At 58.0% G+C, this 26,266-nt stretch carries 25 protein-coding genes and 1 tRNA gene; 13 read left to right on the forward strand and 13 right to left on the reverse strand.

All coding sequences use genetic code 11. The annotated features are described in order from the left end of the window. Positions 1 to 9: 9 nt before the first annotated feature. The 4 genes from HER32_RS10005 to HER32_RS10020 form a co-directional block, all read right to left on the reverse strand. Complete coding sequence (locus tag HER32_RS10005) at positions 10 to 1,953, reverse strand: OmpA family protein (protein WP_232066222.1); 1,944 nt, start codon at positions 1,951 to 1,953, stop codon at positions 10 to 12. Between the two features lie 100 nt (positions 1,954 to 2,053). Continuing rightward, positions 2,054 to 2,560 carry a hypothetical protein gene (locus HER32_RS10010; RefSeq protein WP_149070345.1) on the reverse strand — a complete coding sequence of 169 codons (507 nt, stop codon included), beginning with the start codon at positions 2,558 to 2,560 and terminating at the stop codon, positions 2,054 to 2,056. Positions 2,561 to 2,756: 196 nt separating this feature from the next. Next, positions 2,757 to 3,611 (reverse strand): (Fe-S)-binding protein, encoded by an 855-nt coding sequence (locus HER32_RS10015; protein ID WP_149070374.1) that lies wholly within the window; start codon positions 3,609 to 3,611, stop codon positions 2,757 to 2,759. Positions 3,612 to 3,726: 115 nt separating this feature from the next. Then, positions 3,727 to 5,115 (reverse strand): (Fe-S)-binding protein, encoded by a 1,389-nt coding sequence (locus tag HER32_RS10020; protein WP_168681771.1) that lies wholly within the window; start codon positions 5,113 to 5,115, stop codon positions 3,727 to 3,729. 166 nt (positions 5,116 to 5,281) lie between these two features. Between HER32_RS10020 and HER32_RS10025 the strand changes: the two genes are divergently transcribed. The 3 genes from HER32_RS10025 to HER32_RS10035 all read left to right on the forward strand — a co-directional run bounded on the left by HER32_RS10025 (position 5,282) and on the right by HER32_RS10035 (position 8,358). After that, positions 5,282 to 5,354, forward strand: a tRNA-Phe gene (locus HER32_RS10025). Positions 5,355 to 5,596: 242 nt separating this feature from the next. Beyond that, a complete protein-coding gene (locus HER32_RS10030; protein WP_168681772.1) occupies positions 5,597 to 6,712 on the forward strand; it encodes a fatty acid desaturase family protein in 1,116 nt (371 codons plus the stop codon). Between the two features lie 86 nt (positions 6,713 to 6,798). Beyond that, positions 6,799 to 8,358 carry an FAD-dependent oxidoreductase gene (locus HER32_RS10035; RefSeq protein ID WP_168681773.1) on the forward strand — a complete coding sequence of 520 codons (1,560 nt, stop codon included), beginning with the start codon at positions 6,799 to 6,801 and terminating at the stop codon, positions 8,356 to 8,358. 20 nt (positions 8,359 to 8,378) lie between these two features. Here HER32_RS10035 and HER32_RS10040 read toward each other — a convergent pair whose 3' ends face one another. Beyond that, entirely contained in the window at positions 8,379 to 9,527 is a 1,149-nt protein-coding gene (locus HER32_RS10040; RefSeq protein WP_168681774.1) for a J domain-containing protein, read from the reverse strand. A 157-nt stretch (positions 9,528 to 9,684) separates the two neighbouring features. On the opposite strand from HER32_RS10040, the gene HER32_RS10045 reads away from it, so the two are divergent. From HER32_RS10045 to HER32_RS10055, 3 genes are read left to right on the forward strand one after another with little or no spacing between them, the layout of a single operon-like run. Continuing rightward, entirely contained in the window at positions 9,685 to 10,062 is a 378-nt protein-coding gene (locus tag HER32_RS10045) for a phage holin family protein (protein ID WP_149070340.1), read from the forward strand. Between the two features lie 9 nt (positions 10,063 to 10,071). Further along, entirely contained in the window at positions 10,072 to 10,821 is a 750-nt protein-coding gene (locus HER32_RS10050) for a hypothetical protein (RefSeq protein WP_149070339.1), read from the forward strand. After that, positions 10,799 to 11,560 carry a geranylgeranylglyceryl/heptaprenylglyceryl phosphate synthase gene (locus tag HER32_RS10055; protein ID WP_168681775.1) on the forward strand — a complete coding sequence of 254 codons (762 nt, stop codon included), beginning with the start codon at positions 10,799 to 10,801 and terminating at the stop codon, positions 11,558 to 11,560. The genes HER32_RS10050 and HER32_RS10055 overlap by 23 nt, the downstream gene beginning before the upstream one ends. A gap of 298 nt (positions 11,561 to 11,858) precedes the next feature. Here the strand turns inward: HER32_RS10055 and HER32_RS10060 are convergent, their stop codons facing one another. From HER32_RS10060 to panC, 7 genes are all read right to left on the reverse strand, one after another. Continuing rightward, a complete protein-coding gene (locus tag HER32_RS10060; RefSeq protein WP_149070337.1) occupies positions 11,859 to 12,785 on the reverse strand; it encodes a helix-turn-helix domain-containing protein in 927 nt (308 codons plus the stop codon). 157 nt (positions 12,786 to 12,942) lie between these two features. Then, positions 12,943 to 14,082 carry an acyl-CoA dehydrogenase gene (locus HER32_RS10065; protein ID WP_168681776.1) on the reverse strand — a complete coding sequence of 380 codons (1,140 nt, stop codon included), beginning with the start codon at positions 14,080 to 14,082 and terminating at the stop codon, positions 12,943 to 12,945. A gap of 264 nt (positions 14,083 to 14,346) precedes the next feature. After that, positions 14,347 to 15,042, reverse strand: a complete 696-nt coding sequence (locus HER32_RS10070) for a zinc metallopeptidase (protein WP_168681777.1) — start codon at positions 15,040 to 15,042, stop codon at positions 14,347 to 14,349. 74 nt (positions 15,043 to 15,116) lie between these two features. After that, a complete protein-coding gene (gene rfaE2 / locus HER32_RS10075) occupies positions 15,117 to 15,599 on the reverse strand; it encodes a D-glycero-beta-D-manno-heptose 1-phosphate adenylyltransferase (protein WP_232066479.1) in 483 nt (160 codons plus the stop codon). A gap of 83 nt (positions 15,600 to 15,682) precedes the next feature. Continuing rightward, on the reverse strand, positions 15,683 to 16,705 hold the full coding sequence (locus tag HER32_RS10080; protein ID WP_168681779.1) for a lysylphosphatidylglycerol synthase transmembrane domain-containing protein: 1,023 nt from the start codon (positions 16,703 to 16,705) through the stop codon (positions 15,683 to 15,685). 82 nt (positions 16,706 to 16,787) lie between these two features. Then, positions 16,788 to 17,135: an aspartate 1-decarboxylase gene (gene panD / locus HER32_RS10085; protein WP_168681780.1), complete on the reverse strand. Its 348-nt coding sequence runs from the start codon at positions 17,133 to 17,135 to the stop codon at positions 16,788 to 16,790. Between the two features lie 84 nt (positions 17,136 to 17,219). Further along, positions 17,220 to 18,071: a pantoate--beta-alanine ligase gene (panC, locus tag HER32_RS10090; protein WP_168681781.1), complete on the reverse strand. Its 852-nt coding sequence runs from the start codon at positions 18,069 to 18,071 to the stop codon at positions 17,220 to 17,222. 128 nt (positions 18,072 to 18,199) lie between these two features. On the opposite strand from panC, the gene HER32_RS10095 reads away from it, so the two are divergent. The 3 genes from HER32_RS10095 to glmS all read left to right on the forward strand — a co-directional run bounded on the left by HER32_RS10095 (position 18,200) and on the right by glmS (position 22,458). After that, positions 18,200 to 19,012 carry a glycogen/starch synthase gene (locus HER32_RS10095; RefSeq protein WP_168681782.1) on the forward strand — a complete coding sequence of 271 codons (813 nt, stop codon included), beginning with the start codon at positions 18,200 to 18,202 and terminating at the stop codon, positions 19,010 to 19,012. Positions 19,013 to 19,052: 40 nt separating this feature from the next. After that, positions 19,053 to 20,519 (forward strand): DUF4270 family protein, encoded by a 1,467-nt coding sequence (locus HER32_RS10100; RefSeq protein ID WP_168681783.1) that lies wholly within the window; start codon positions 19,053 to 19,055, stop codon positions 20,517 to 20,519. Between the two features lie 103 nt (positions 20,520 to 20,622). Then, positions 20,623 to 22,458: a glutamine--fructose-6-phosphate transaminase (isomerizing) gene (glmS, locus tag HER32_RS10105; RefSeq protein ID WP_149070328.1), complete on the forward strand. Its 1,836-nt coding sequence runs from the start codon at positions 20,623 to 20,625 to the stop codon at positions 22,456 to 22,458. Between the two features lie 73 nt (positions 22,459 to 22,531). Here glmS and HER32_RS10110 read toward each other — a convergent pair whose 3' ends face one another. Beyond that, complete coding sequence (locus HER32_RS10110; RefSeq protein WP_168681784.1) at positions 22,532 to 23,200, reverse strand: 3-hydroxyacyl-CoA dehydrogenase family protein; 669 nt, start codon at positions 23,198 to 23,200, stop codon at positions 22,532 to 22,534. 63 nt (positions 23,201 to 23,263) lie between these two features. Between HER32_RS10110 and HER32_RS10115 the strand changes: the two genes are divergently transcribed. The 4 genes from HER32_RS10115 to gltX all read left to right on the forward strand — a co-directional run bounded on the left by HER32_RS10115 (position 23,264) and on the right by gltX (position 26,215). After that, a complete protein-coding gene (locus HER32_RS10115) occupies positions 23,264 to 23,653 on the forward strand; it encodes a Rid family detoxifying hydrolase (protein WP_168681785.1) in 390 nt (129 codons plus the stop codon). A gap of 118 nt (positions 23,654 to 23,771) precedes the next feature. After that, positions 23,772 to 23,957 (forward strand): hypothetical protein, encoded by a 186-nt coding sequence (locus HER32_RS10120; protein ID WP_149070325.1) that lies wholly within the window; start codon positions 23,772 to 23,774, stop codon positions 23,955 to 23,957. Further along, on the forward strand, positions 23,957 to 24,571 hold the full coding sequence (locus tag HER32_RS10125; RefSeq protein WP_168681786.1) for a pentapeptide repeat-containing protein: 615 nt from the start codon (positions 23,957 to 23,959) through the stop codon (positions 24,569 to 24,571). Before HER32_RS10120 ends, HER32_RS10125 begins: the two co-directional genes overlap by 1 nt. Before the next feature lie 102 nt (positions 24,572 to 24,673). Further along, positions 24,674 to 26,215, forward strand: coding sequence for a glutamate--tRNA ligase (gltX, locus tag HER32_RS10130; protein WP_149070323.1), 1,542 nt, complete (start codon positions 24,674 to 24,676; stop codon positions 26,213 to 26,215). Positions 26,216 to 26,266: the final 51 nt, after the last annotated feature.

The following is a 26,266-nucleotide window of genomic DNA, read 5'->3' on the forward strand; positions in this document are numbered from 1 at the left end:
TAAACAAACTTATTGAGCAATGCGCGTGACCTTAAACTCGGTGCGGCGGTTGCGCTGGTGCTCATCCTCGGTGCGGGCATTCTTCAGCACCGGCCGGGTTTCACCGTAGCCTTTGGCCGTAATCCGGTTTTTGGCAATGCCCTTGGAAATGATGTAGTCGACAGCCGATTGTGCCCGTTTCTGCGAAAGGCTCAGGTTATAGGCGTCTTTACCGCGGGAGTCGGTGTGGGAGCTTAGCTCAATGGTGATTTTCGGATTATCCACCAAAGTTTGCACCAGCTTGTCCAGCTCCAGGGCAGCATCCGGCCGGATGTTCCACTTATCGTAGTCGTAGAAGATATTCTCGACCACAATGGCCTTGTTTACCACAATTTTGCCCAAGGTGAGTGTCACGGGCAGCTTAATGTCGTTCTGCTCAGCGGGCAGCTGGTCCTGGGCGGGCACTTTGCCCACCGTCGTCAGGCTCTGCCGGGCGGTGAAGTAGCCGGATCGGTCGGCGACGAGCGAGTAGGCGCTGGCCGTATCGAGCTTGAAGCTGAATTTCCCGTCGGGACCCGACTTGGTTTCTTGAAGGCGCTGGCCGTTAGAACTGAGCAGCACCACGTCTTCGCCGGCTACCGGCTTGGTTTCGCCGGTTTTCGCGTCACTCTCCAGCAAGGTGCCATCGGCGTAGAGCGTAACCAGCTTCAGCGGCTTTTTGCGGAACAGGTACAAATCGTCGGAGCCCTTGCCTCCACTCCGGTTGGAGGAAAATACGCCGGCATCCTTGCCGGTGAAAAATGGGGCAAAGTCGTCGCCGGAGCTATTGATGGGGGCGCCTACGTTCTTCACTTGCCCTTTTTCTACCCGGAATATGTCGAGCTTTCCTAAGCCAGGATACCCATCAGAGGAGAAATACAGCGTGCCATCGGGCGCCACGGCGGGAAAGTTCTCGTTGCCGGGCGTGTTGATTTTCTCCCCCAGGTTCTCGGGCGCAGAGAAACGGTTGCCCTCTTCCAGGGTGGCTTTGTAGAGGTCGTTGCCGCCGCTGCCGCCGGTCCGGCTGGAGGCAAAGTAGAGGGTCCGGCCATCGGGCGAAAACGCCGGTGAGAAGTCATCCGCGGTTTTGCTGTTCAGGCCGCGCACCAGTTCGGGCGCCGTCCACTCATTGCCCCGGAAGTAGGACACAAACAGGTCTACGCTCTGGTAGCCTTCCTTGGCCTGCTTCTTAGTCCCGTTGTTGGAGCGCGCAAACACCATCATCTTGCCATCCGACGAGTAGGTGGCGCTGGCCTCGTGCTTGTCCTCGGAGTTGAACACCGGCTCCAACCGGCGGATGCTCCGCCCCCCCGTGAGCTTAGGCTCCGCGGCCAGGGTTACGGCGTAGAGGTCATTGAACCCTTCCCCGTTGCCCAGGTACTTCTTGCCGCCCCGCCCGGAGGCAAATACCAGTTCTTTGGTGGTGGGTAGCATGGTCGCCCCAAAGTCGGCCGAGGGGGAGTTGACGGAGTCCAGGGCCTGCACTTCGTTGTTGGTGCGCATGGCCAGCAATTCCGGCACCAGCTTGGTGTTTTTGGCTTCCAGCTCGGCCCGGCCCGTCAGCTTGGCATTGGCCCCATTCTGGGCATAGGCCTCAAACTGCGTGGTGGCTTCCTCGTACTTGCCGTTGGCTTTCAGGGCCTCGGCGTAATAAAACTTGGCATCGTTGGATTTCACGCCGCCGCCAATGGCCGCGTTGTAGTATTCCTCGGCCTGCTCAATGCGGTTGGATAGGCGGTACGACTCGGCAATGCGGTAGTTGGAAAACGCGGTGCGCTTTCCCTTTTTCACGTCGTCTTTGTAGAGGGGAATGGCGGCCTCATACTCACCCCGCATAAAGCGGCGGTCCGCTTTGGTGAGCTGGTCTGAGGCACTGCAGCCGCCAAGCAACCCCGAGGTGCCGGCCGCCGCGCATATCATTAGAAATTTCCGCATAGGAATAGGGAGGGAAGGGTCAGGCTAAGGCGTACGAGGTGAAGTAAACGCTGGCTGCCGCGAAACAAGTATAAGCAGTTTGGCTAGGATTGTACCGCCCTCAGGCCAGCGGAGTTGCCGCCGCCGCGAAATACCGGGCCAGCCAGGTCGTGTGCGCCGGTGCAGGCCACTTCTGCTGCAGTTCTCCCACCGTGGAAATGGTGTTGTCGAAGTAGGGCGTTGTGGGTTGCACCTGGCCCTCCGCTACGGCCTTGCGCACACTCAAGCGGTCCAATAGCTGCACTTGGTCACCCAGCAAAAAAGCCAGTTGGGCCTTATCCAGCAGCTGAATATCCAGCCCTTCCTCCAGCCCACGCACGAAGCGCACGGAGGCGTCGATGGAGCAGCCACTGGCGTCGGCTACGGCCTCGTCCAGCCCAATTACCAGAAACTGCCCGTGCAGAATTTCCGCCGAAGCGGCCAGGGTGCGGCCGTGGCTGGTCCACTCCTGGGCAAACTGCTGTAAGGCCGGCTGCACCGCCGCTATTTCGGCCGCCGTAAAAGGCCGGTTGGCCTGGTAAATCCACACACGGGCCGAAGCGGGCAATTGGTTGAAGGGAACGTACACGGACCTCAGATTTTACGAATGAGAAACGGATGTGACGGATAAGCGGCCTGAAAGCCACCTGCCAAATCATCTATCTTACTACAAATAAACAGCCCCGCCCGGAAGTTCCGGCGCGGGGCTGTTATTCGGTTGCCCGTTTCCAGTTGCTTGTTGCCAGAGCTCTATCAATTGGCAGCTCGCAACTGGAAACAGGTAACTAGGCGTTAAGGCCTTCAGCGGAGGCAATGAGCTCGGCCAGGTCGAATACCTGCACGTCCGATTCCCGCTCTTTGTTTTTCACGCCGTCGGCCATCATGGTCATGCAGAACGGGCAGGCTACAGCAATTACGCTACCGCCGCGGTTGGAGCCGGCGGGCAGCACCGGGGCGGTGCTTTCCACGCCCTGCAGGTTCAGCAGCACGTCGGCGTCGCCGTCGAGGGTGGCCAGGGCTTCCTCGGCCCGCTCGATGTTAACATCCTTTTTGCCGGGCTCGGGCTCCTTCCACATCTGGGCCCCGCCGGCCCCGCAGCAGAGGCCGTTGGTTTTGCAGCGCTTCATTTCCAGCAGGTCGGCGTCCAGCACTTCCAGCACGGCGCGGGGCGCCTCGTAGATGTTGTTGGCGCGGCCCAGGTAGCAGGAGTCGTGGAAGGTGATGCGGCGGCCCTTGAACGACTCGCCGCCCTCGGCCTTCACCTTACCTTCGTTGATGAGCTGCTGCAGGAAGGTGCTGTGGTGAATCACCTCGTACTCGCCGCCCAGGGCCGGGTACTCGTTTTTGATGGTGTTGAAGCAGTGCGGACAGGCCGTTACTACCTTCTTGATGCCGTAGCCATTGAGGGTGGTAATGTTCTGCATGGCCTGCATCTGAAACAGGAACTCGTTGCCGGCACGCTTGGCCGGGTCGCCGGTGCAGCTTTCTTCCATGCCCAGCACCGCGTAGTTCACGCCTACGTGCTCCAGAATGCGCACAAAGGCGCGCGTCACGCGCTTGTACCGGTCGTCGAAGGCCCCGGCGCAACCTACCCAAAACAGAATTTCCGGCGTTTCGCCCCGCGCAGCCAGATCAGCCATCATCGGAACACTTACTTGGCGCTTGGCAGTTAACTCAGCCATTATTGTTGGTTGACGCTAGTCAGTTTGATGTTGAGGAAGGCGTCATGCGCACGTGCATGCAGCCGCTAAGTTGCTAGGCCACCGGGGCCGTTTTCTCGTTCAGAAACAGGTCGTCGGCCCAGTTAAAGCGGTCCGAGGGCGAAAAGGCCCAGGGTGCCCCATTGTTCTCGATATTGGAGAACATGACGTTAAGAGAGTTAGGCGCGGCCGATTCTTCCAGTACCAGGAAGCGGCGCATTTCCACTATGCTTTCCAGGGGGTTGATGTTTACCGGGCAGGCTTCCACGCAGGCGTTGCAAGTAGTGCAGGCCCACAGCTCCTCGGGGGTCACGTAGCCGCGCAGCAGGGTGTGGTTTTCGCGGTCCAGCTGTTCTTGTGGGTCGTGCTTGGCTTCCTTGCCGTAGAGGTTGGGGTTGAAGATCAGCGGGGCGTTGTACTTCTCTTCCATCCGGTCGCGCGTGTCCATGATGATCTTGCGCGGGGAAAGCAGCTTGCCCGTCAGGTTGGCGGGGCACACCGAGGTGCAGCGGCCGCACTCGGTGCAGGAGTAGGCATTCAACAGATTGGTCCAGGCCAGGTCGTTCACGTCCTTGGCCCCAAAGGGCGTGGGCGCAGCGGCCGAGCCATCGGGCTCGGTAGCCGGCGCGGGCACTTGGTAAGTGGGGTCCATCATGGCCTTCACCTCGTGGGTGATGCTGTCCACGTTCGAGAACTGCCCCTGCGGTACCAGCCGGGAGTAGTACACGTTCGGGAAAGCCATGATGATGTGAAAGTGCTTGGAAGAAGGCAGGTAATTCAGAAACAGCAGAATACCCACAATGTGCGCCCACCAGCCCACGCGCTCCAGCACATGCAGGGCCGTGGGGCTATCCGGCAGCAGGCCCGTGAGGAACTGGCTGATGGGGAAAGCGCCGGGGAGGTCGGCCCCGTGCAGCTTCAGGTCGGCGGCATTCATGGTGAACAACGCCATCATCAGCACCACTTCGATGTAGAGAATGACGTTGGCATCAAGCCGGGGCCAAGCCCGCATTTCCGGGCCGGTAAACCGGCGTACGCCTTTTACATTGCGGCGCCACCATAGCGCCACCACAGCCAGCACCACCAGCGCGCCCAAGATTTCGTTGGTACCCGTGAGCAGCGAGTACAGCGGCCCCAGAAACTGTAGCACCCGGTGCGTGCCGAAGATGCCGTCAATCAAAATCTCGATGACTTCAATGTTAATGACAATGAAGCCTACGTAAACGATGAGGTGCAGAAAGGCGGGTGTTAGGCGCTTAAACATTTTCTGCTGCCCAAAGGCTACTAGCAGCGTTTTCCACAGCCGTTCGCTCACATGGCCGCTCATGTCCCGGTCGCGTCCAACGAGAATGTTGGCCCGGATCTTCCGCGTTTGCCAGGCAAACAGGCCAAAGCCTGCCACTGCTACCAGCAGAAAGAGGATGTTTTGGATAGAAAAGTGCACGGAGAAATGGGTAGGTTTGGGGTTTAGGCCGAAATATACTCGTTATGCATAACAAATCCGTTTTTTTCCGGCCGGGAAGTTTTTTTTGCTCTACGCCTTGTAGGTTACGTTTGGTTTACTACTTTTGTGCTCCCCAACGGCCATAAGGGCTTATTTACGGGACGATGGTAATGTAGCTCAGTTGGTAGAGCACAGCACTGAAAATGCTGGTGTCGTTGGTTCGATTCCAACCATTACCACTAGAAGCCCTCTTTGCAGACTGCGAAGAGGGCTTTTTTGTTTTCCGGGGCGCTGGGCTGAATCGTCTTTTTAGGCTGCCTAAAACCTTGGGGCGGCGGGCTGACTTTACAAGAAAAGCCCAGCACTGGTACTTTTTCCACCAAGTTTCGGTTTAGGAAGTCTAAGTTGCTGCTTAGATAAAAGTAATTCCTTGATTTGTGGAAGAGTAGCCCTTGCTGCTGTACTGCACCTAACTCTTCCCATGTCGAAACCCGTCCGTTTTACCAACACTACCCAGTCTGCCTTTTTCGCCACGGTACGCCAGCGCGTCGATGCTTACTTTCAGCAGCAAGGTGTTTCCAAGTATGCCAATGGGGCCATGTGGGGCAAAACAGTCTTTTATCTCACCGGATTCGTGGTGGCGTATGCGCTGTTAATCTCCAACCAGTTTGGCCTGGGTGTGATGGCGCTGCTGGCCGGCACCCTCGGGGCCCTTTGTGCTTTTATCGGCTTTAATGTTTGCCACGACGCTATTCATAGCTCTTTTTCGGCCAACAAGCGCGTCAACAAGGTATTTAGCCTGCTGTTTAACCTGATTGGGGCTAATCCTTACATGTGGAGCATTACGCACAACGTGGTGCACCACACGTACACCAACATTCCGGGCCACGACGAAGACATTGAAGTAGCCCCAGGCTTGGTGCGCTTATCAGCAGAAGAGCCGGTAAAAAAGGTGCAGCGCTACCAGCACTTTTATGCCTTCCCGCTGTACGGACTGGCCTCATTGTCTTGGGTGCTGCGCAAAGACTACATCAAGTTCTTCAAGGACAAGATCGGGCAGCACGATAACCGCAAGCACCCGCGCAAGGAGTACTTCAACCTGTTTTTTTACAAGGCCCTCTACTACGTTCTGTTCATCGTGCTGCCGCTGGTGTTGCTCGATATCACTTGGTGGCAGTTTGTGCTGGGCTTCCTGCTGATGCACTTCGTGGAAGGCTTGGTGCTGGGTTTGGTGTTTCAATTGGCCCACGTAGTAGAAGGCACGGCGTTTCCCCTGCCCGACGAAACCGGCGACATGCGCGAAGCCTGGGCAGCCCACCAGATGCGGACTACCGCCAACTTCTCTACCAACAGCAAGCTGGCGCATTTCTTATGTGGTGGTCTCAACCAACAGATTGAGCACCACCTCTTTCCGAAGATCTGCCATATTCACTACCCGGCCATTGCCGGCATCGTGAAGCAGACGGCCCACGAATTCTCTCTACCCTACCTGGAGAACCGCACATTTTTCTCGGCCCTCCGGTCTCACTACCGCGTTTTACGCAAAATGGGTAAGGAAGCCTACACTGCACAAGTGCTTGTTCCAGCCGCAGCTTAGGCGCCCGAAATTCCCTGGCCGAGCTGAACAGTAGAAACCAACCCCGGGGCGGGGCGTACGCACAGGAAACCATTTTCCTGCTTGCTATGTCCACTCCCGTTTCCACTGCGCGCACTTCCGGCGCTACGCAATCCGTCTGGTTTCCTACGGCCGATGCCGTGTCTTCCTTCAAGGCTCTTGGGCAAAATATCACGGCCGATGTGGTGGTGGTGGGGGCTGGCATAGCCGGGCTTACCACGGCCTACTTGCTGGGGAAGGAAGGTAAGAAAGTAGTCATCCTGGAAGATGGGGAAATTGCCAGCGGGGAAAGCGGCCGAACTACCGCGCACTTATCCAACGCCCTCGACGACCGATATTCCACCCTGGAGCAGCTTTTTGGACAGGAAGGCGCCCGGCTGGCGGCCGAAAGCCACGGGGCCGCCATTGATGAAATCGAGAAAATCGTGCTGGCCGAGCAGATAGCCTGTGATTTTACCCGGCTCAATGGGTACTTATTTCTACCGGCCAATGGCAAGGAGCAGGAGCTCACCGATGAGTTGGAAGCGGCCCACCGGGCTGGCTTGAAAAGCGTGAAGAAGCTGGCCGACTCCGGTACCCAGGGCTTTCATACGGGCCCCTGCCTGCGCTTTCCCGACCAGGGCCAGTTCCATATTCTGAAGTATCTGAACGGGCTGGTTGCGGCTATTACGCGGCAGGGCGGCCGCATCTTCACGCACACGCACGTGGCCACGGTAGAAGGCGGCCACGCCGCCCGCGTGGTAACGGACAGCGGACACGAAGTGAAGGCGGACGCGCTGGTTATTGCCACGAACACGCCTTTCAACGACCGGGTAGTGATGCACACAAAACAGGCTCCCTACCGCACGTACGTCGTAACGGCCCGCGTTCCGAAAGGGTCCGTTACCCAGGCGCTGTACTGGGATACTGCTGACCCCTACCACTACATCCGGTTGCAGGAAGCTCCTGGTGAGGAATACGACTACCTGATTGTAGGCGGCGAAGACCACAAAACCGGCCAGGAGGCCAACCCGGAGGAACGCCTGCGCTGCCTGGAAGAATGGACCCGGAAGCATTTCCGCCAAATCACCAGCATTGATTTTCGCTGGTCGGGCCAAGTGATGGAGCCCACCGACGGGCTGGCCTACGCGGGCCGCAACCCCTTAGACAACGACAATGTGTACCTGATTACCGGCGACTCGGGCCACGGCATGACGCACGCCACGTTGGGCGCCATAATCATTCGGGACTTGATTTTGGAGCGCCCCAATGCCTGGGCCAAGCTGTATGACCCGGGCCGCATTACGCTCAAGCCGGAGTCTATCAAGGAATTTGTGCGCGAGAACGTGAACGTAGCCGCCGAATATACCGAGCTCCTTACCGGCGGCGACGTTTCCACCCCCGAGGAAATTGCCGCTGGGTCGGGCGCAGTATTGCGGCGGGGCCTCACCAAGGTGGCGGTGTACAAAGACAAAGCTGGCAAGACGCACGAGTGTTCGGCCATTTGCCCTCACCTGGGCTGCGTAGTGCATTGGAATGGGCTGGAAAGCAGCTGGGACTGCCCCTGCCACGGCTCCCGCTTCGATGCCTACGGTAAACTGCTGATGGGCCCGGCCAATAGCAACCTGGCATCTGCTGAAACGGAGTAAACTATAACCTTCCTCAGCGGCTACGGACAGCGGGCTTTCAACCGGGCGTCCTCGGCGTAGATGTAACCAAGGCGGGCCGAGCGCAAAAAGAACTCGCAGGCAGCCGGACGGTTCTGTTGTGCTTCCGCCAGCCGGCCCAGCAGAAAGTAAATCTGCCCACTACGCGGAGAGTTGATGAGCACCTGCTGGTAATCGGCGCGGGCAGCTTCGTACTCGCCCAGCTTAAACCAGGCCAGCCCGCGGTACGTGAGGTAGCGTCCAGAGGGGCTTTTGCCCTGGGCCACGCGCTGTCGTAAGCCCGTAGTCAGGTCCTGAATGGCGGGCCGGAAACGGCGTTGTTCGAAAAGGCGCAGCTCGCCGCGCTCCAGCCAGGCGCCGCTTTGGGTTGAGTCCAGGGCCAGGGCGCGGTCGAAGCTCTGCAGGGCCTGCTGCGTTTGGCCAATGGCGGCATGACACTGGCCCATGCGCCACCAGAGCCGCGCACTCTGCGCCGGCGGGTCGTTGGCGTGCTGCAGAGCCACCGCATAATCTTCCAGGGCCGCCTCGTAGTCGTGGTAAGCCAGCTGCTCAATTTCGCCCCGGCGCCGGTGGGCCTCGGGGTAGTTGGGCTTGAAGTGAATGGCCGCCGACAAGTAGCCGTGCGCGGTGCTCCACTGCTGAGCAGCGTAGGCCTGCAGCCCATCTTCGTAGTTGCTACGCGCCGTTACGTGGTCCATGGTGAGCTTCACGGAAAGCATAAAGGCCGCCAGCAGCAGGATGAACAGGAACGTCAGCAGGTAGTCGCGCCGGGTGAACTGCGTTTTCTGCCGCGGGATAGGCCGGTAGTGCCGCTCCGAGGAAGAGGCCGGGCGGCGGGTACGCAGCGGCCCCGCCATGGGCGGCGGTGCCCCATAAATGTGCTGGTGCTGGTTGCGGAACTGCTGCTGGCGGCGCGCCTGCTCTAGCTGCTGAGCCTCACGCCAGAGTTGCTGGTCGTAAGCGGCTCGGCGGGCGGGGTCTGACAGCACCCCGTGGGCAATGCTCACCTGCTTAAACAACTCCTCGTACCGGGTATCCCCCTGATGCCGGTCAGGGTGATACCGCAAGGCAAGCTGCTTGTAGGCTTGCTTGATTTCCAGCCGGGTTGCGGTTGGCGAAACGCCCAGGATTTGGTAATGATTCTGGCTCAAGGGGCAGGACTTGGGGCAACAAGTACGCCATTTTTTGAGGCGAACCTAGACGTTGAACAGGGTTTTCCGTATGAAGTTCCATTCCAGTTTGGCTACTATAGGTATTGCCGAGCTGGATTTTCTATCATCTGATGTTCTACTAACTCTTCGCTGCCGCATGGCTTACGACGACGACGCTTCCAAAACGCCCCGCAACGACAGCCTGATGGGGAACCTGATGGGCTACCTCGACACACGCATCGACCTGATTCGCCTGGAAACCCAGGAAAAGGTGAAGGTAGCTTTTGTGGGCACCGCCCACGGCGTTACCATGGCCCTGATAGGGCTCCTATTTCTGGTTTTTCTCAGCATCTTCGCGGGCTTGGCGCTCAACGATGCACTTGACAGTTCTTTCTGGGGCTTTGGTATTGTGGCCGGCTTTTACCTCCTGCTGCTCATTATCTTTATCGTAGGCGTCGATAAAAAGCTGTTCCAGGGCCTGGCCGATAAGATGCTGAGCAATACTATCTACAAATCCGACAAACGTCAAGCGTAATTTGCGGCTATGGCTGACCTGCACAACCCCCTGTTCGAAGACGAGAAAGAGTTTCTGGAGCGCCAGAAGCTAGAGTACGAGCGTGCCTTGCTGGGTGACGTGGAGAATATCAAAGAGCAAAGCCAGCGTGTGGGCAAGTATGCCCTGATTGGGGCGGGCCTAGCTGGCAGCATCTGGCTTATCGCCAAAGCGCTGCGCTCTAAGCCGAAATATTCCGATGAGGATGACGAGGAGGCCGAGTATGCCAAGCACCTGCACCAAAATAGCCGCCCCCACCGGCCGGCACCCGTCCCCCGCTCGGCGGTAGACGAAGCCGTAGCCGACGACCTGGGCTTTGGCGTAGGTCACCACCAGTACGACCGGGGCACGCAGGCCGGTACCCACGCAGCCCACCACGACCGTGCTGATTTGGCTCCCGATGTGTACCACACCGATGCTGACCCTTTTCAGCCGACGACAAGCTACGCTCCCGCCAAGGCACCCGCCCGGCGCCGCGTTGCCGCCGAAGCACCAACCACGGATGCTTCGTCCATTGTAGCGGATGCCTTCCATGTTTTTCTGCAATCAGATACCGGGAAGATGCTCATAGCCCAGATTTCGGCCGTTTTGATGGCATACGTGGCGAAAAAAATCGGGGAATATCTGCCTTCGGACAAAAATCCCGACCTTGCAACTTCTCCCGCTCATGAAGCGGCGACGCAGGATATCGACTTCACGTATCACCACGACGACGCGAATGCGCCACAACAGCCTGTATGACACGCTTAGCACCCGCCGCGCGCACGGCCATAAGTCGCTAGCCGTCCTGCTCGACCCGGATAACCTAGACGAAGCCGGCTGCCAGCATCTACTGGAGCTTTGCGCGCAGCATCCTGTTGAATACTTTTTTGTGGGGGGTAGCCTGGTGATGAACTCACGCCAGGCTACCCTTATTCAATTGCTTAAGAGCCGGTCTTCCGTGCCCGTGGTGCTGTTTCCCAGCCACAGCCTGCACTTGGAAGGCCCCGCCGACGGCATACTGCTGCTTTCCCTGATTTCGGGCCGCAACCCGGAGTTTCTAATTGGCCAGCACGTAATAGCGGCCCCGCTGTTGCGGGCCAGCAACCTGCAGATTCTGCCTACGGGTTATATGCTTGTTGATACCGGGCGCCAGACCACGGCCAGCTACATCAGCGGCACGACTCCCCTGCCCTACGACAAGCCCGGCATAGCCGCTTGCACCGCTATGGCGGGTGAGCAGTTGGGCCTGCGGCTGATGTACCTGGACGGGGGTAGTGGGGCCATGTACCCTGTTTCGGCTGCTATGATTGAGGCCGTGCGGCAGGCAGTAGATGTTCCCCTGGTTGTAGGCGGCGGCATTAACACCGTTGAGAAGGCGCAGGCCGCGCTGAACGCCGGAGCCGATGTAATCGTCGTTGGCAATCAAATCGAAAAGGACCCTTCCTTCCTGGGCGAAGTATCAAGAGCCGTGCACGCCTACAACCAGGTAGCCGTCTGAACCACGGATTCGCGCGGATTTTTCGGATTGAACGGATTTTGTAGTCGGCGCGGATGTTAGGCTCGCATAGTTGATTTGTCCTGCTCATCATCTGTCATCCGGAGCAAAGCGAAGGACCTTCTCCCGTTGCAGCAAGTCGTGCGGGCGCGAGAAGGTCCTTCGCTTTGCTCCGGATGACAGTGCTATAAACCAAAAAGCCTCGCAGTGTGCGAGGCTTTTTGGTTTGTTGATCGGCCGATTGCGCCGTCCACAAAATCCGGGCAATCCGAAAAATCCGCGCGAATCCGTGGTTTTGGTGCTAGATGTTCATGGCCGACTCGCGGCGGCGCATTTTACCCGCCGGAATACCAAACATCATTTTAAAGCGGCGGCAGAAATAGGCGGTGTCTTTGTAGCCCACTTCTTTGCCGATGTCGCGGATGCTTTTCTTGGTGGTGCGCAGCAGGAATACGGCGCGCTCCATGCGCTGGTACTCGATGTAGTCCTGGGGGTTGATACCCGTGAGCATCTTGAAGTACTGTCCTACATAGTCTTCCGACACGTTGGCTACGCCAGAAAGCACTTTGTTCGACAGGTCGCCGCCCAGGTTCTCCTTGATGTAGTTAAACAGATCGATGAGGCGCGGGTCCTTGAAGTAGGTGCTGTTGGTAGCTAGCTGCTCCACAAACATCTTGTTTTTCAAGATGTAGCGCACAATTTCCACCACAATGTTCTCGGTGTAAATCGTGATGAGCCGCTCCCGGCCGGGCAGCTCCTGCAGGCTTTCTTCCACTACCTTGATGACCAGATTCGCCAGCTTGGAGTTGCCGGTAATCAGGAAAGCCGGCACGTCCAGGGAGGCAAAGAAGTTGACCGAGTCAAACACTTTGGCCTCAAAGCTTACGAAAGAGTGGCTTTCCTCGGCGTCGCCAATCAGGTCCAGGTCGGAGTTGGAATGGAAAAACTTATCCTTGTTGCTGATCAGGTCGTCGTTGGTAATCACCTTACCAGCGGCGTCCCCATACGTCACTTTCGTAGCCCGGCCACCGGGGATAAAGAGCATTTCGCCTTCTTCCACCAGTTGCTGCTCATCGTCGCCAAAGGAGATGCGGCCTTTGTGCAGCAGAATCAGGTTGTTACCGACATCGTAAGAATTGCGCACGGTGAAAGGCTGCTGGAGTACCAGGTTTTTTGCCTTGATATAGCGGACACCGAGCGACTCAATCACTTTATTGTAATCTTCCATAAACCTCTAAAGGGTTGGGTGGCTTGTAGGGAAACGGGCAATAGGGGCCCGGATGTATACAATACAAAACAAGATATAAAAATTCACAAAAACTAAACCCAGCCAAAAAAATGACTGGGTTTAGTGCAATGAATCTGACTTTTAGGCAATTCGAGCCTTATTTCAGGATTTCCCGCGAGATTACAATTTTTTGAATCTCCGAAGTACCCTCGTAAATCTGGGTGATTTTTGCGTCGCGCATCATGCGTTCTACGTGGTACTCCTTCACAAAACCGTAACCACCGTGGACCTGAACGGCCTCAACAGCAGTGTCCATGGCAACTTTGGAAGCAAACAGCTTGGCCATGGCGCCCGATTTGGCGTAGTCCTGGTGCGCGTCCTTGTCGTGGGCGGCTTGCAGGCAGAGCAAACGGGCAGCATCAATGTTGGTAGCCATATCGGCCAGCTTAAACTGAATGGCCTGGTGCTGGGCAATGGGCACGCCGAACGCCTTGCGCTCCTTCGAGTACTTCACCGACAGCTCGTAGGCCCCAGAGGCAATGCCCAGCGCCTGCGCCGCAATACCAATGCGGCCACCGGCCAGCACCTGCATGGCGAACTTGAAGCCGAAGCCGTCTTCGCCAATGCGGTTTTCCTTGGGCACTTTCACGTCGTTGAACATGAGCGAGCAGGTGTCGGAGCCCCGGATGCCCAGCTTGTTTTCCTTAGGCCCCGTCTGGAAGCCTTCCATGCCCTTTTCTACGATAAGCACGTTGATGCCGCGGTGCTTCAGCTCGGGGTTGGTTTGGGCAATAACCAAGTAAACCGAGGCCGTGGTGCCGTTAGTAATCCAGTTCTTGGTGCCGTTCAGCAAGTAGTAGTCGCCTTTATCTTCGGCGGTGGTGCGCTGGCTGGTAGCGTCGGAGCCGGCCTCGGGCTCCGACAGGGCAAAGGCCCCAATTATTTCACCGGTGGTCAGCTTGGTCAGGTATTTCTGCTTTTGCTCTTCGGTGCCATACTGTTCCAGGCCCCAGCACACCAGCGAGTTATTCACCGACATGATAACCGAGCAGGAAGCATCAACCTTGGAAATTTCTTCCATGGCCAGCACGTAGCTTACCGTGTCCATGCCGCCGCCGCCGTATTCGGGGCTCACCATCATGCCCATGAAACCTAGCTCGCCCATTTTCTTTACCTGCTCGGCAGGAAACTTCTGGTGCTCGTCGCGTTCGATAACGCCGGCCCACAGTTCGTTCTGGGCAAATTCGCGGGCTGCGGCCTGTACGGCCAATTGTTCTTCGGTGAGCTGAAAATTCATTCTGATGGGTACTTGGGTGGGAATTGGAAAAAGCAAAAGGGTGGTTTGAAAGCTCAACTGGAAAGCCGCGCTATCTGCAATCAAAATTACGCCAAAGTTGCAGATTGCGCAGGCACCGTCGAATTTTTAGGTTACAGGCGCGCTTGGCCGGCCCGTGCACTTCTAGCGCGTGAAAAGCTGCCCTGGCCGACAGCATAAACACAAAAACGGCCGCCCCGTTGTTTTGGGACGGCCGTTTTCTCTGTCTTATTTTTCTAGTACCATCTAGCGCCGGTCGCGGCTACCCATGAAGATGCTCACGTAGTAGAGCAGTGTGGCCAGGGAGCTGAGCGCCGCCACCACGTACGTCATGGCCGCCCACCAGAGGGCATCCTTAGCCATGGCGTGCTCCTGCGTGGTAACGATGCCCCGCTTGTCGATCCAGGCCAGGGCGCGCTTGGAGGCGTCAAACTCCACGGGCAAGGTAACGAAGGCGAACAGCGTAGTGAGCGAGAACAGCACAATGCCCACGCCTAGCGGTATGGGTGTGGTGCGCAGCAGCAGGACGCCCGCCAGCAGTACCAGGGGCATAAACTTGGATACGGCGCTGAGGGTGGGCACCATAGCCGAGCGGAACTGCAGGGCGCTGTAGGCCGTGGCGTGCTGCACGGCGTGGCCACACTCGTGAGCCGCTACGGCGGCGGCGGCGGCACTACGCGCCGCGTACACTTCCTCGCTCAGGTTTACGGTTTTATCGGCGGGGTTATAGTGGTCGGTCAGGCGACCCTCCGTGCTGATAACCCGCACGTCGGTGATGCCATGATCGGCCAGCATCAGCTCGGCAATCTGCTTGCCCGAGAGGCCCGACTGCAGGCCGATCTGCGAGTACTGGCTGAACTTGCTGCGCAAGCGCCACTGAATGATCATGCCGGCGACGGCAGCCAGGATGAGGATAAGGTAGATGGGACCGGTGGAGTACATGGTTCAGAAAAGAAGAAAGTGAACGGGCCTGAACCAAAGTTGCCTCGTGCCGGTGTGCAAGGCAGATCTTCAGCTCAGCTACCCAGCTGACGGATTCGCTCGACGATACGCGTAGTGCTGTAGCCCGCTACGAGCGGCACGGTGAGTACCTGCCCGCCATTCGCTAACACCACCTCGTGGCCCACAATTCCACTGATAGCGTAGTCGTCGCCTTTTACCAGGATATCGGGCAAAACGGTTTCAATCAGGGACAGCGGGGTTTGCTCGTCAAACAACACCACGGCATCCACAAACAAAAGCGACGCCAGAATGCGCGCCCGTGACATTTCGTCCTGCAAAGGGCGCCCCGGTTTCAGGCAGCTCACGGAGGCATCCGTATTCAGCCCCACCACCAGCCGGTCGCCTAGGTGGCGGGCCTTTTCCAGGTAATCGACGTGGCCCAGGTGGAGCAGGTCGAAACAGCCGTTGGTGAACACGACTTGCTGCCCCTGGGCTTTCCAGTCGGCTACTACGGCCGGCAGTGCTGCGCGGCTCAAAATCTTATCTTGGCTCCACATCATAGCTGGCATTGGTAGCTGACCGTCCCGGGCGGCTGACGGAATGTCGGTAAAAATGATGGCAATTGTACTGGCACTCGTCTTTACGCATTGGCTACGGCCTGACCCGTGCGGCCCGATTTGACCATGCTGGCAACAAAGCTGATGCCGCCCATCAGCACCACCAGCAGCGTTTGGGAGCCGTGCACTACCAGCGCGTAGGCAATGCCGGCTTCTTTGCTGATGCCATACACCAACAGGGTACTCTGCACCATCAGGTGAAATGCCCCGATGCCGCCCTGCACTGGCATAGCCATGCCAATAGCCCCAAACGTGAGAACCGCCAAGCCAGCCGCTACGCCCAGCTGGGAAGTACCGGGGAAGGCAAAGAAAGCCAGGTAATCCATCAGGTAGTACACCAGCCAGGTGAACAACGTATGAGCCAAAAACAGCCATTTGTTTTCCAGCTTCCGGATACTGAAGATACCTTCCAGCAGCCCGCGCACGAAACGCTCCAGCTTGTTGAATAAAGCCAGCTTGCGCAGGCGTTCCAAGTTGCGGTAAAGCAGGTAAAGCGTAATGAGCCCGATGAGCAGCAGCAGCCCGCCAGCTACCAGCAGCGTTTGTTGACTGCGGGCCATAGAATCGTACTTATCCGAGTAGAGACTAAGCACAAAGGACCAGAACCGGTTGAAGTCTACCAGCACCGTGGCCCCAATCAGCCCCAGCAGAACCACTACATCTATCACGCGCTCCGTGATGACGGAGCCCAGGGCCACCTGCACGGGTACGCCGCTGGTGCGCCGCAGCACCGAGCACCGAATAACCTCGCCCATACGCGGCAAGACCATATTGGCCAGGTAGCCTACCATCATGGCGTGGTATACGTCCCAGTAGCTGGCAGTTTGCCTAGTGTTGGTGGCGTCGAGCTGCATTTTCCAGCGGTAGGCCCGGCTAAAATAGCCCAGCGCCGACAGTACCATGGTCACGCTCAGCCAGAAGTAGTTGGCCTCGCGCATGTATTGCCCCACCAGGCTCAGATCCTGGCCTCGCACGGCGTAGCGCATCAGCACGGCCGAAAAGGCCAGCAGCAGCACATACTTAAGAATATTCAGGAGTCTTTTCACCCGATGAACTAATGGCTGTTAGCCGGCTTATGCTGATTTTAGGGCTGCCATTGGGGGCAGGCCCGCTCATTTCAGTGGCTGCTTAAATAAGCCGGTTGTGCTGGTCGGGGAAGATGATGGTGGGCTGGTGCTGCCGGGCGACGGCAAAGTCGATGAGGGCGTAGGAAATGATGATGATGATGTCGCCCACGGCTACGCGCCGGGCGGCGGGCCCATTCAGGCAGATCATGCCTGAGCCCCGCTCACCCTTAATGGTGTAGGTTTCAAACCGTTCCCCATTGTTCACATTCACGATGGTTACTTTCTCATTCTCCACCATGTTGGCGGCATCCAGTAAGTCTTCGTCAATGGTGATGCTGCCGACGTAGTGTAGCTCGGCCTGGGTAACTTTTACGCGGTGGATTTTAGACTTAAGAACCTCGATGTGCATGGAAGCCAGGGGAAATGATAGTAGGGCCACAAAGATACAAACTTGTCCCGGCGTGACGGGCGGAGCAGCCTTCCTACCCCACTCCTAACGCTCCACCACCACGTTGTCGATAAGGCGTACGCCCCCCAGCCACGCGGCCAGGCACAGCGCCACGGGGCCGTTGGCAGGCTGCTCCGGCGCCAGCGGCTGCAGCGTGCGGGCGTCGCTGATGTCGAAGTATTCCAGTTCAATAGCCGGCTGCTGCCGCAGAAAATCCAGGGTTTGCCGCTGCACTTCGGCTACCGTCTGCTCTTCGTCCACTAGGCGGCGTGCCAGCGTCAGGGCCTGGTATAGATGGGGCGCCACAGCCCTTGCCTCGAGCGAAAGGCGTCGGTTGCGTGACGACATAGCCAAGCCGTCGGTTTCGCGTACCGTTGGAAAAACCACCAGTTCGAGCGGGAAGCTCAGGTCCTGCACCAGCTGCCGCACCACGGCCACTTGTTGCAAGTCCTTCTGGCCAAAATAGGCTCGGTGCGGGCGGCTCAGGTGAAACAGCTTGCTTACCACGGTAGCCACACCGTTGAAGTGCCCGGGCCGGTGTGCGCCCTCCATCACCCGCTCCAGGGTACCGAAATCAAAGCGTAGCAGCGTTGGTTGCGGATACATTTCCTCCACGGTAGGGGCAAACAAGGCTGTGCAGCCGGTGCCGGCTAATAAAGCCCCGTCCGTTTCGGGCAGGCGCGGGTACAGGCGGAAATCCTCGGGGTTGTTGAACTGGGTGGGGTTGACGAATATGGTCACCACCACTACGTCATTTTCCTGGGCGGCGGCGCGCACCAGTTGCAGGTGCCCTTCGTGCAGGGCACCCATGGTGGGCACCAGTCCAATACGTAGCCCGGCGCGCCGCCACGATTCCGTGCGGTCTTGCAACCCGGCTGCGGTTTGCAGAATCTCCATAGACAAACAGGGCCGCTTCGTCGTCGCAACGGCAACGCTCGGGCGGGTTACATTGAATTTTCGCCTAAAATTGTTTAATTTTGTGCATCCAAAAGTGTGTCCTCCCATTAAAAACCCCAGGAAGCTGTATGTCTAAGCTGAGAATACTCTATGCTGCCACGGAGATTAATCCGTTTTTGCAGACGACCAAGGTAGCGGAGTTTCTGCGGATGCTGCCCCAGGGGATGCAGGAAATGGGCATGGAAATTCGGATTTTCGTACCGCGCTTTGGCATTATCAACGAACGTAAGAACCGTTTGCACGAAGTCGTGCGCCTCTCGGGCATCAACATTGCCGTAGGCGAGGAGGAGAAACCCCTGATTATCAAGGTAGCTTCTATTCCCAACGCCAAGCTGCAGGTATATTTCATCGACAACGAGGACTACTTCCACCGCAAATCGGTGCTGGTCGATAAAAACAACCAGTTTCACGCCGACAACGATGAGCGCGCTATCTTTTTCTGCAAAGGCGTACTCGAAACCGTGAAAAAACTCGGCTGGGCCCCCGACATCGTACACTGCAACGACTGGATGACGGGTCTGATTCCGATGTATCTGAAAACTACGTACAAGAAGGACCCGATTTTCAAAGACGCCAAGTCCATCTTCACGATCTACAACAACGAGTTTGCGCACAAATTCGAGGGGGACATCATCGAGAAGGCCAAGATGCTGGACATTGATGATGAGATGCTGGAGCAGCTGAAATCGGCTGATTTTGGCGGCTTCATCAAAATTGGCATGCAGTATGCCGACTCCGTCGTGAAATCAGATGAGGATTTCAGCGAAAATTTGAACGCCCTGTTCAATGAGTACTCCCAGAACCGGTGCATCAGCCAGGTTGCGGCCGATGATACCCTGCTTACTTCTTACTACGCGCTTTATAATGAATTGGCCAACTAGGTCCTTCCAGCGGGCAGCAGCCATTTTCTTTTCCGCTTCTGTGCTGCTTACCGCCTGCGAAGACCCGAATGCAGTAGGACTGGAACTTCCGGGCTCCACCCCGCTTACCACGGAGTTCAAAGATCTGGCCGTTTCGGCCTCTACCATCCAACAAGACTCGCTGCCCACTACGGGCCGCAACCATTTTCTGGCCGGCCGGCTGCAAGACGGTGCCTTGGGCACCGTTACGGCGCGCACCTTTCTGGAAACGAAAATAAGCGGGGACTCTATTCCGGCTCTGTTCACCGGTGCGCAACTGGACTCGGTGGTGCTTTTCTTTGGGTTCGACTATACCTATGGGCCCACTACCCCCTCTCCCCGCCTTGATGTGTACAAGCTGGCGGCCCCGTTCGATGAGCGCACCACGTACAACTCTTCCAGTTCCATTCCTACCTCCACGGCGCTGCTGACGGATGCTCCGGCTCAGCTCAACCGGAAACAGTTTGTGCGGCAGCGGGTGAACCCCACCTCCACCACAGATACCACCACCAAGCGGGTAGCCGTGAGCGTGAACGTGGTTCGCTTGCCGCTGGTGAAAAGCGGCCAGAGCACGGCTTTCACCACGGCCCTTTTCACGGCCCTGAATACCCCCGGGTTTTCCCAGGCCACCCTTGATAACCTGTTACCGGGTTTGGCCTTGGCACCCTCGGCTAATTACAAGGGTGGCATTGTCCGCTTTAACCGAACCTCTGCCACCAGGGCAGTAGTATATTACCGGGCCGGCAAAACCAAGCAGCCGGAGGTGCTCATCAACCGGACCTACACCATTCGCTACGGCAGTGCCGCGCCGGCCAGCTCTACGGGCCAGCCCGACCCTAACGCGCCCCGTTACTTCACGCAGGTAACAACCGAACTGGGCGGGCCCCTGGCCTTTCTGCAGTCCGAAGCCGACTCGGTGGCTTCCTCCCGCACCAATGGGTTGACTTATTTACAGGAAGGAACTGGCATAGCTACCAAGCTCTACATCAGTGGCTTGAAGGAACTATCCCAGCAGTCCAATATAGTTATCAACCGTGCGGAACTAATCATCCCAGTAAAACCGTATGCCAACGTGCAGTTTGCCTATCCCAGCCAGGCTTTTCTGTACGAGGTAAACAAGCGAAACCAAGTGTTGGTACGTGACATCAACAACCAGTCGGTTGACCGCGTGGTGCAGGAAAGCGGATTTTCGCCCGTTTCATCGGGCAACGCGGCTATTGTGCGGTTGAATGATCTTAGCGCTACAAACAAGTATTACAGCGTTCTGCTTACGAGTTACCTTCAGGCTTATATCACGAATACGCTAGGACCAAAGCCCGAAGGGTTTGTGCTTACTCCGTCGCCACGGCTGCTTTCTACGTTGGTTACCGTGCGCGCCAATGGTGATGCAGCGGCCGTAGCCTTGGGAGCGGCGAACAACCTAACCTTAAACCGCGCCGTACTGGACGCCGACAATATTAAGTTGCGCGTATATTACTCGCGGCTCTAACCCGAACTTTTAGTGCATTTTTGTCGGCTGGTTTGCTGGTAAGGTTTTTGCCTGGCCGGGACCGGCCGCTTTTTTCAGCTTTCATCCTTCATTTCGAACTCCTATGTGCGGAATTGTAGCATACATTGGGCATCGTGAAGCCTGCCCCATTATCATCAAAGGGTTGCGTCGTCTCGAATATCGGGGATATGACTCGGCCGGCGTGGCCCTGCTCAACGGCCAGTTGAGCGTATATAAGAAAAAAGGCAAAGTGGCCGACCTGGAGGCATTTATTGCTGAGAAGGATACCCACGCCAACATTGGCATGGGCCACACGCGCTGGGCCACCCACGGTGAGCCAAACGACGTGAATGCGCACCCGCACTATTCCACCTCCGAGCGTATTGCCATTATCCACAATGGCATCATCGAGAACTATGCCGCCCTGAAGCAGCACTTGCAGCAGCAGGGTCACGTGTTCCACTCCGACACGGACACGGAAGTTTTCGTCAACCTGATTGAGGAAATCCAGAAGCAAAACAGCTGCTCCCTGGAAGAAGCCGTGCGCCTGGCTTTGCACGAAGTTATCGGGGCCTACGCCATTGTAGTACTCAGCCGCGAAGACCCCAACCAGCTGATTGCCGCTCGCAAAGGCTCCCCCTTGGTTATCGGGGTTGGCAAGGACGAGTTCTTCCTGGCTTCCGATGCTACGCCCATCATTGAGTACACCAATGAAGTGGTGTATGTGAACGACTATGAGCTGGTAGTTATCAAAGACGGCCAGCTGGAAATCCGTACCAAGGAAGACGTAAAGCAGACGCCCTACATCCAGACGCTGGAGCTGGAGCTGGACCGCATTGAAAAAGGCGGCTACGAGCACTTCATGCTGAAGGAGATTTTCGAGCAGCCCCGCTCGATTCTCGATTCCATGCGCGGCCGCCTAGAGCTGGAAGCTGCCCACCTTAACATGGGCGGCGTGCGCGCCTACGAGCGGAAGTTCGTGAATGCCGACCGCATCATTATTGTGGCCTGCGGTACTTCCTGGCACGCTGGCTTGGTTGCCGAGTACTTGCTCGAAGACCTGGCGCGCATCCCGGTAGAGGTAGAGTACGCCTCCGAGTTCCGGTACCGCAACCCCGTGATTACGGAGCGCGATATTGTTATTGCCATTTCTCAGTCGGGAGAAACGGCCGATACGCTGGCGGCTATTGAGCTGGCGAAAAGCCGTGGGGCCACCATCTTTGGTATCTGCAACGTGGTAGGCAGTAGCATTGCCCGCGCCACCGACGCAGGGGCCTATACCCACGCCGGCCCCGAAATCGGGGTAGCGTCCACCAAGGCCTTCACGGCTCAGGTAACGGTACTCACGCTGCTGGCCATGATTGTCGGCCACAAGCGCGGCACCCTCACCGACTCCAAACTGCGTGAGCTAATGGTGGAGCTGAGCAACATTCCGGCTAAAGTTGAGAAAGCACTGCTGCTGAACGACCAGATCGAGCGGATTTCGGAGACGTTCAAGGACGTGCCGAACTTCCTGTACCTGGGCCGCGGCTACAACTTCCCGGTAGCCCTGGAAGGCGCCCTGAAGCTGAAAGAAATCAGCTACATCCACGCCGAAGGCTACCCCGCCGCCGAGATGAAGCACGGCCCCATTGCCCTGATTGACGAGAATATGCCGGTAGTCGTTATTGCGACCAAGGACAGCTCGTACGAGAAGGTGGTTAGCAACATTCAGGAAGTGAAGGCCCGCAAAGGCCGCATCATTGCCGTAGTGACGGAGGGCGACACCACGATTCCGGACATGGCGGAGTTTACCATTGAGGTACCGGCGACGAGCGAAGTGCTGATGCCGCTCGTATCGGTGGTACCGCTGCAGCTGCTCTCCTACCACATTGCCGTTATGCGTGGCTGCAACGTCGACCAGCCCCGCAACCTGGCTAAGTCGGTGACGGTAGAATAGCCCGTAGTAGCTCTACAACAGAAAGGCCGCGCTGAGTTTCAGCGCGGCCTTTCTCTGTTTTTGTTGTTGATGGCTAGCTTAAATCGAATGTTTCGCCCCGGAGGTGCATGGTTTTGAGCAGGGGGCATACTTTGTAGCGTTCCTCGTGCGTGTCGAGGTAGAGGGATTCCAGTACCTCGTACACCCGACTGATGCCTATGGCATTGGCCCAGGCGAAAGGCCCCTGTGGATAGTTCGTGCCCAGCTTCATGCCCAGGTCGATGTCCTTTACCGAGGCAGTGCCTTCCTGCAGGGTAAAGCATGCTTCGTTGATGATCATGCAGATGACGCGCGGCGTCACGAGCCCCACCCGGTCCTGCACTACTCGGTAGTCGGAGCCCAGAGCCGCACAAACCTCGGCCAGCATTTCCGCGTCGTCCGGGCGCAGGAGGGCTACTTCCAGCAGGCGGCGGTCAATCAGCGTGGGCAGGCCGCAGAACCCAAACACCGGGCCTAGGGGCGGGGCCTCGCCCTGGAAAAGCTGGGTGAGGCTGTGCGCCACGGTGTTGTAGAACAACGGCTGCCGCGGCTGCTCGTAGTGCAGCTCCGGCCAGTCGCGCAGGTCGAAGGCAACGTCGGCCGCGCCAAGGCGGGTGAGCAGGTCGGGCGCGGCGGCCGGGCAGAAATCGTAGGTATGGGCCGGACCGAACTTGCGGCGCAGCTCTTCTTCCACGTGCCCGCCCTCAACAATGAACAGATGCATGAATTTTCAGCTTACTTTGGCCCAAAGATAGGCTTTCCCCTTCCACGAACTTTCCTTCCTCCCATGGCTCATACCATTGTCTTCTCCGCCGAAGCACCCGCTCCCATTGGCCCCTACAGTCAGGCCATTCAGGCCGGTAATACGGTGTATGTTTCGGGCCAGATTGCCTTGGATGCTACCACTGGCCAGCTGATCGGCAATGGGGATGTAGCGCAGGAAACGCACCAGGTAATGCGCAACCTCCAGGCGGTGCTGGCAGCAGCGGGCTTCACCCTGCGGCAGGTAGTGAAGTGCAGCATCTTCGTGAAAGACCTGGGCAACTTTGGCCTGATCAATGAGATTTACGGCAGCTACTTCGAGGCCGACTATGCCCCCGCCCGCGAAACCGTAGAGGTAAGCCGCCTACCTAAAGACGTGCAGGTAGAAATTTCCTGCATCGCCGTGGCGGAATAGAGTTTATCGGTAGCCGGAAAACTTGGGGCCGGAAAGTACTAAGCACGAGAGCCAGCCGTTCTCCGTTAGTTCGGGCCACTACTGGCCGTTCGTCACTTCTCCTTCCCTCGGCTGCTGTATGAAAGAACTTGGACTCGGCTTACTGATTATCGGGCTGGTATCGATGCTTCTCCCCTTCCTGGGCATGAAATTTATGTTTCTCACTTGGATTGACCAGTGGGGACCAACTACTGCCTGGGTCATCCGGGGTGGAGCTACCCTGCTCGGCCTAGTCCTCTGGCTGAGCTTCAAAAACCGTGACTGATGCGCCGGCCAACCCCTCGTAAAGCCGTTAAAGCCCTCTGCAAGCCCGACTACTTTCCGCCGGAAAACGTGCTAACGCGCGTGCTTCCGCCCGCTTTGGTTGGCCAGCGCGATTTTGAGCAGTTTCATTTCATCGGCTTCGACTTAAGCCAAGCCGATTTGTCGGGGCGGCGGTTTAGTGAGTGTTTGTTCGACAATTGCAACCTGGCCGGGGCTAGCCTGTCCAATACGGCGCTGCAGAACGTGGCCTTTGACGGCTGCAAACTGCTGGGGCTGCAGTTTATGGCCTGCCGCGACATGCTCTTCGATGTGCATTTTGATAAGTGCCAGCTGGATTATGCCTCCTTTTGGGGCAAAGTGATGCCCAATACGCGCTTTGTGGGTTGCTCCTTGCAGGAAGCCGACTTCACCCGCACGGACCTCACCAACGCCGTGTTTCAGGATTGTCAGCTGCAGCGGGCCGTGTTCAGCCAGACCAACCTACAGGGCGCCGACTTTGCTACGGCCCAAGGCATCAGCCTGGACCCGGCGCAGAACCAGGTGAAGCAGGCGCGCTTCGCCCTGCACAGCCTGCCCGGTCTGCTCGCGCAGTACGAACTGGTAATTGCCGAATAAGGCCCGCGTCTTCTCTGCCTGTTACCTGTTAGCTCCCCGGCTAATTGCCTACCTTTGCGGCGCGTTTTGGCATCAGTGCCGGGCGCGTATCAGCTGTATTGTATGGAAAGAGAAGTACGGGTGCGCTTTGCGCCCAGCCCCACGGGGCCGCTGCACATCGGCGGCGTGCGCACGGCGCTGTATAATTACCTGTTAGCCCGCAAGCTGGGTGGCAAGATGCTGCTCCGCATTGAGGATACCGACCAGAACCGCTTTGTGCCCGGGGCCGAGGACTACATCCGCCAGAGCCTGGAGTGGTGCGGCATTCAGCTCGACGAAAGCCCCTGGGTAGGTGGCCCCCACGCGCCCTACCGCCAGAGTGAGCGGAAGCCCATGTACCGCCAGTACGCCCAGCAGCTCATCGACAACGGCTACGCGTACTATGCCTTCGACACGCCCGAGGAGCTGGACGCCATGCGGGCCCGCCTCACGGCCGCCAAAGTGCCCAACCCGCAGTACAACAGCATCACACGCGCTCAGATGCGCAACTCCCTCACGCTGCCGGCCGAAGAGGTAGCGCAGCTGCTGGAAGCCGGAGAGCCGTACGTAATTCGGCTGAAAGTGCCCCGCAAGGAGGAAGTGCGCTTCAACGACCTGATTCGTGGTTGGGTGGTGGTGCACTCCTCCAGCATCGACGACAAGGTGCTGATGAAGTCGGATGGCATGCCTACGTATCACCTGGCCAACATCGTGGATGACCACCTGATGGAAATCACCCACGTCATCCGGGGCGAAGAGTGGCTGCCCTCGGCTCCGCTACACGTGCTGCTGTACCGCTACCTGGGCTGGGAAAGCACCATGCCCCAGTTCGCCCACCTGCCTTTGCTGCTGAAGCCCGACGGCACCGGCAAGCTCAGCAAGCGTGATGGCGACCGGCTGGGTTTCCCCGTGTTCCCCCTGGAATGGCACGGCAAAGACGCCGAAACCGGCGAGCCAACGGTAAGCAGCGGCTACCGGGAGAGTGGCTACCTGCCCGAGGCGTTCATCAACTTCCTGGCTTTCCTGGGCTGGAACCCCGGCTCTACTCAGGAGCTGTTCACGATGGATGAGCTGGTGGAAGCCTTCACCATTGAGCGGGTAAGCAAGTCGCCGGCCCGCTTCGACCAGAATAAGGTGCGCTGGTACAACGAGCAGTACCTGCGGGCCAAGCCCGACGCTGAGCTGGCGCAGTACCTGGTGGAGTCCCTACAGGCACAAGGCCAGGAGCTGGACGCCGCCAAAGCCGAGCAGATAGCCGCCCTGGTAAAAGAGCGGGCCACCTTCCCTACCGACCTGGCCCGGGAAGCCCAGCTGTTCTTCCAGCGCCCCAGCAGCTACGACGAGCAGGTCATCAGCAAAAAGTGGAACGCCCAGGTAGCCGGCGCACTGGCCGAATTTGCCCGAGAGCTGCCCACCGCCGCCGACACCTCCCCTGAGGCCATCAAAGCACTGCTCACGCAGGTGCTGGAGCGCCAGGGCATCAAAATTGGGCAGGTACTGCAAGCCTTGCGCGTGGCCGTAACCGGCGCCGCCGCCGGCCCCGACCTGATGCACATCATGAGTATTCTGGGTCCGCAGGAAACCGCGGCCCGGCTGGAGCAGGCCATCAGTCAGCTGCCCGCGTAACGTTTCTCCTTTGCATCATCCACTCCCGTGTTCAGCCGCTTTCTGCTGGCT

Origin of the sequence: Hymenobacter sp. BT18, assembly GCF_012273015.1 — a bacterium.
Taxonomy (GTDB): Bacteria; Bacteroidota; Bacteroidia; order Cytophagales; family Hymenobacteraceae; genus Hymenobacter; species Hymenobacter lutimineralis.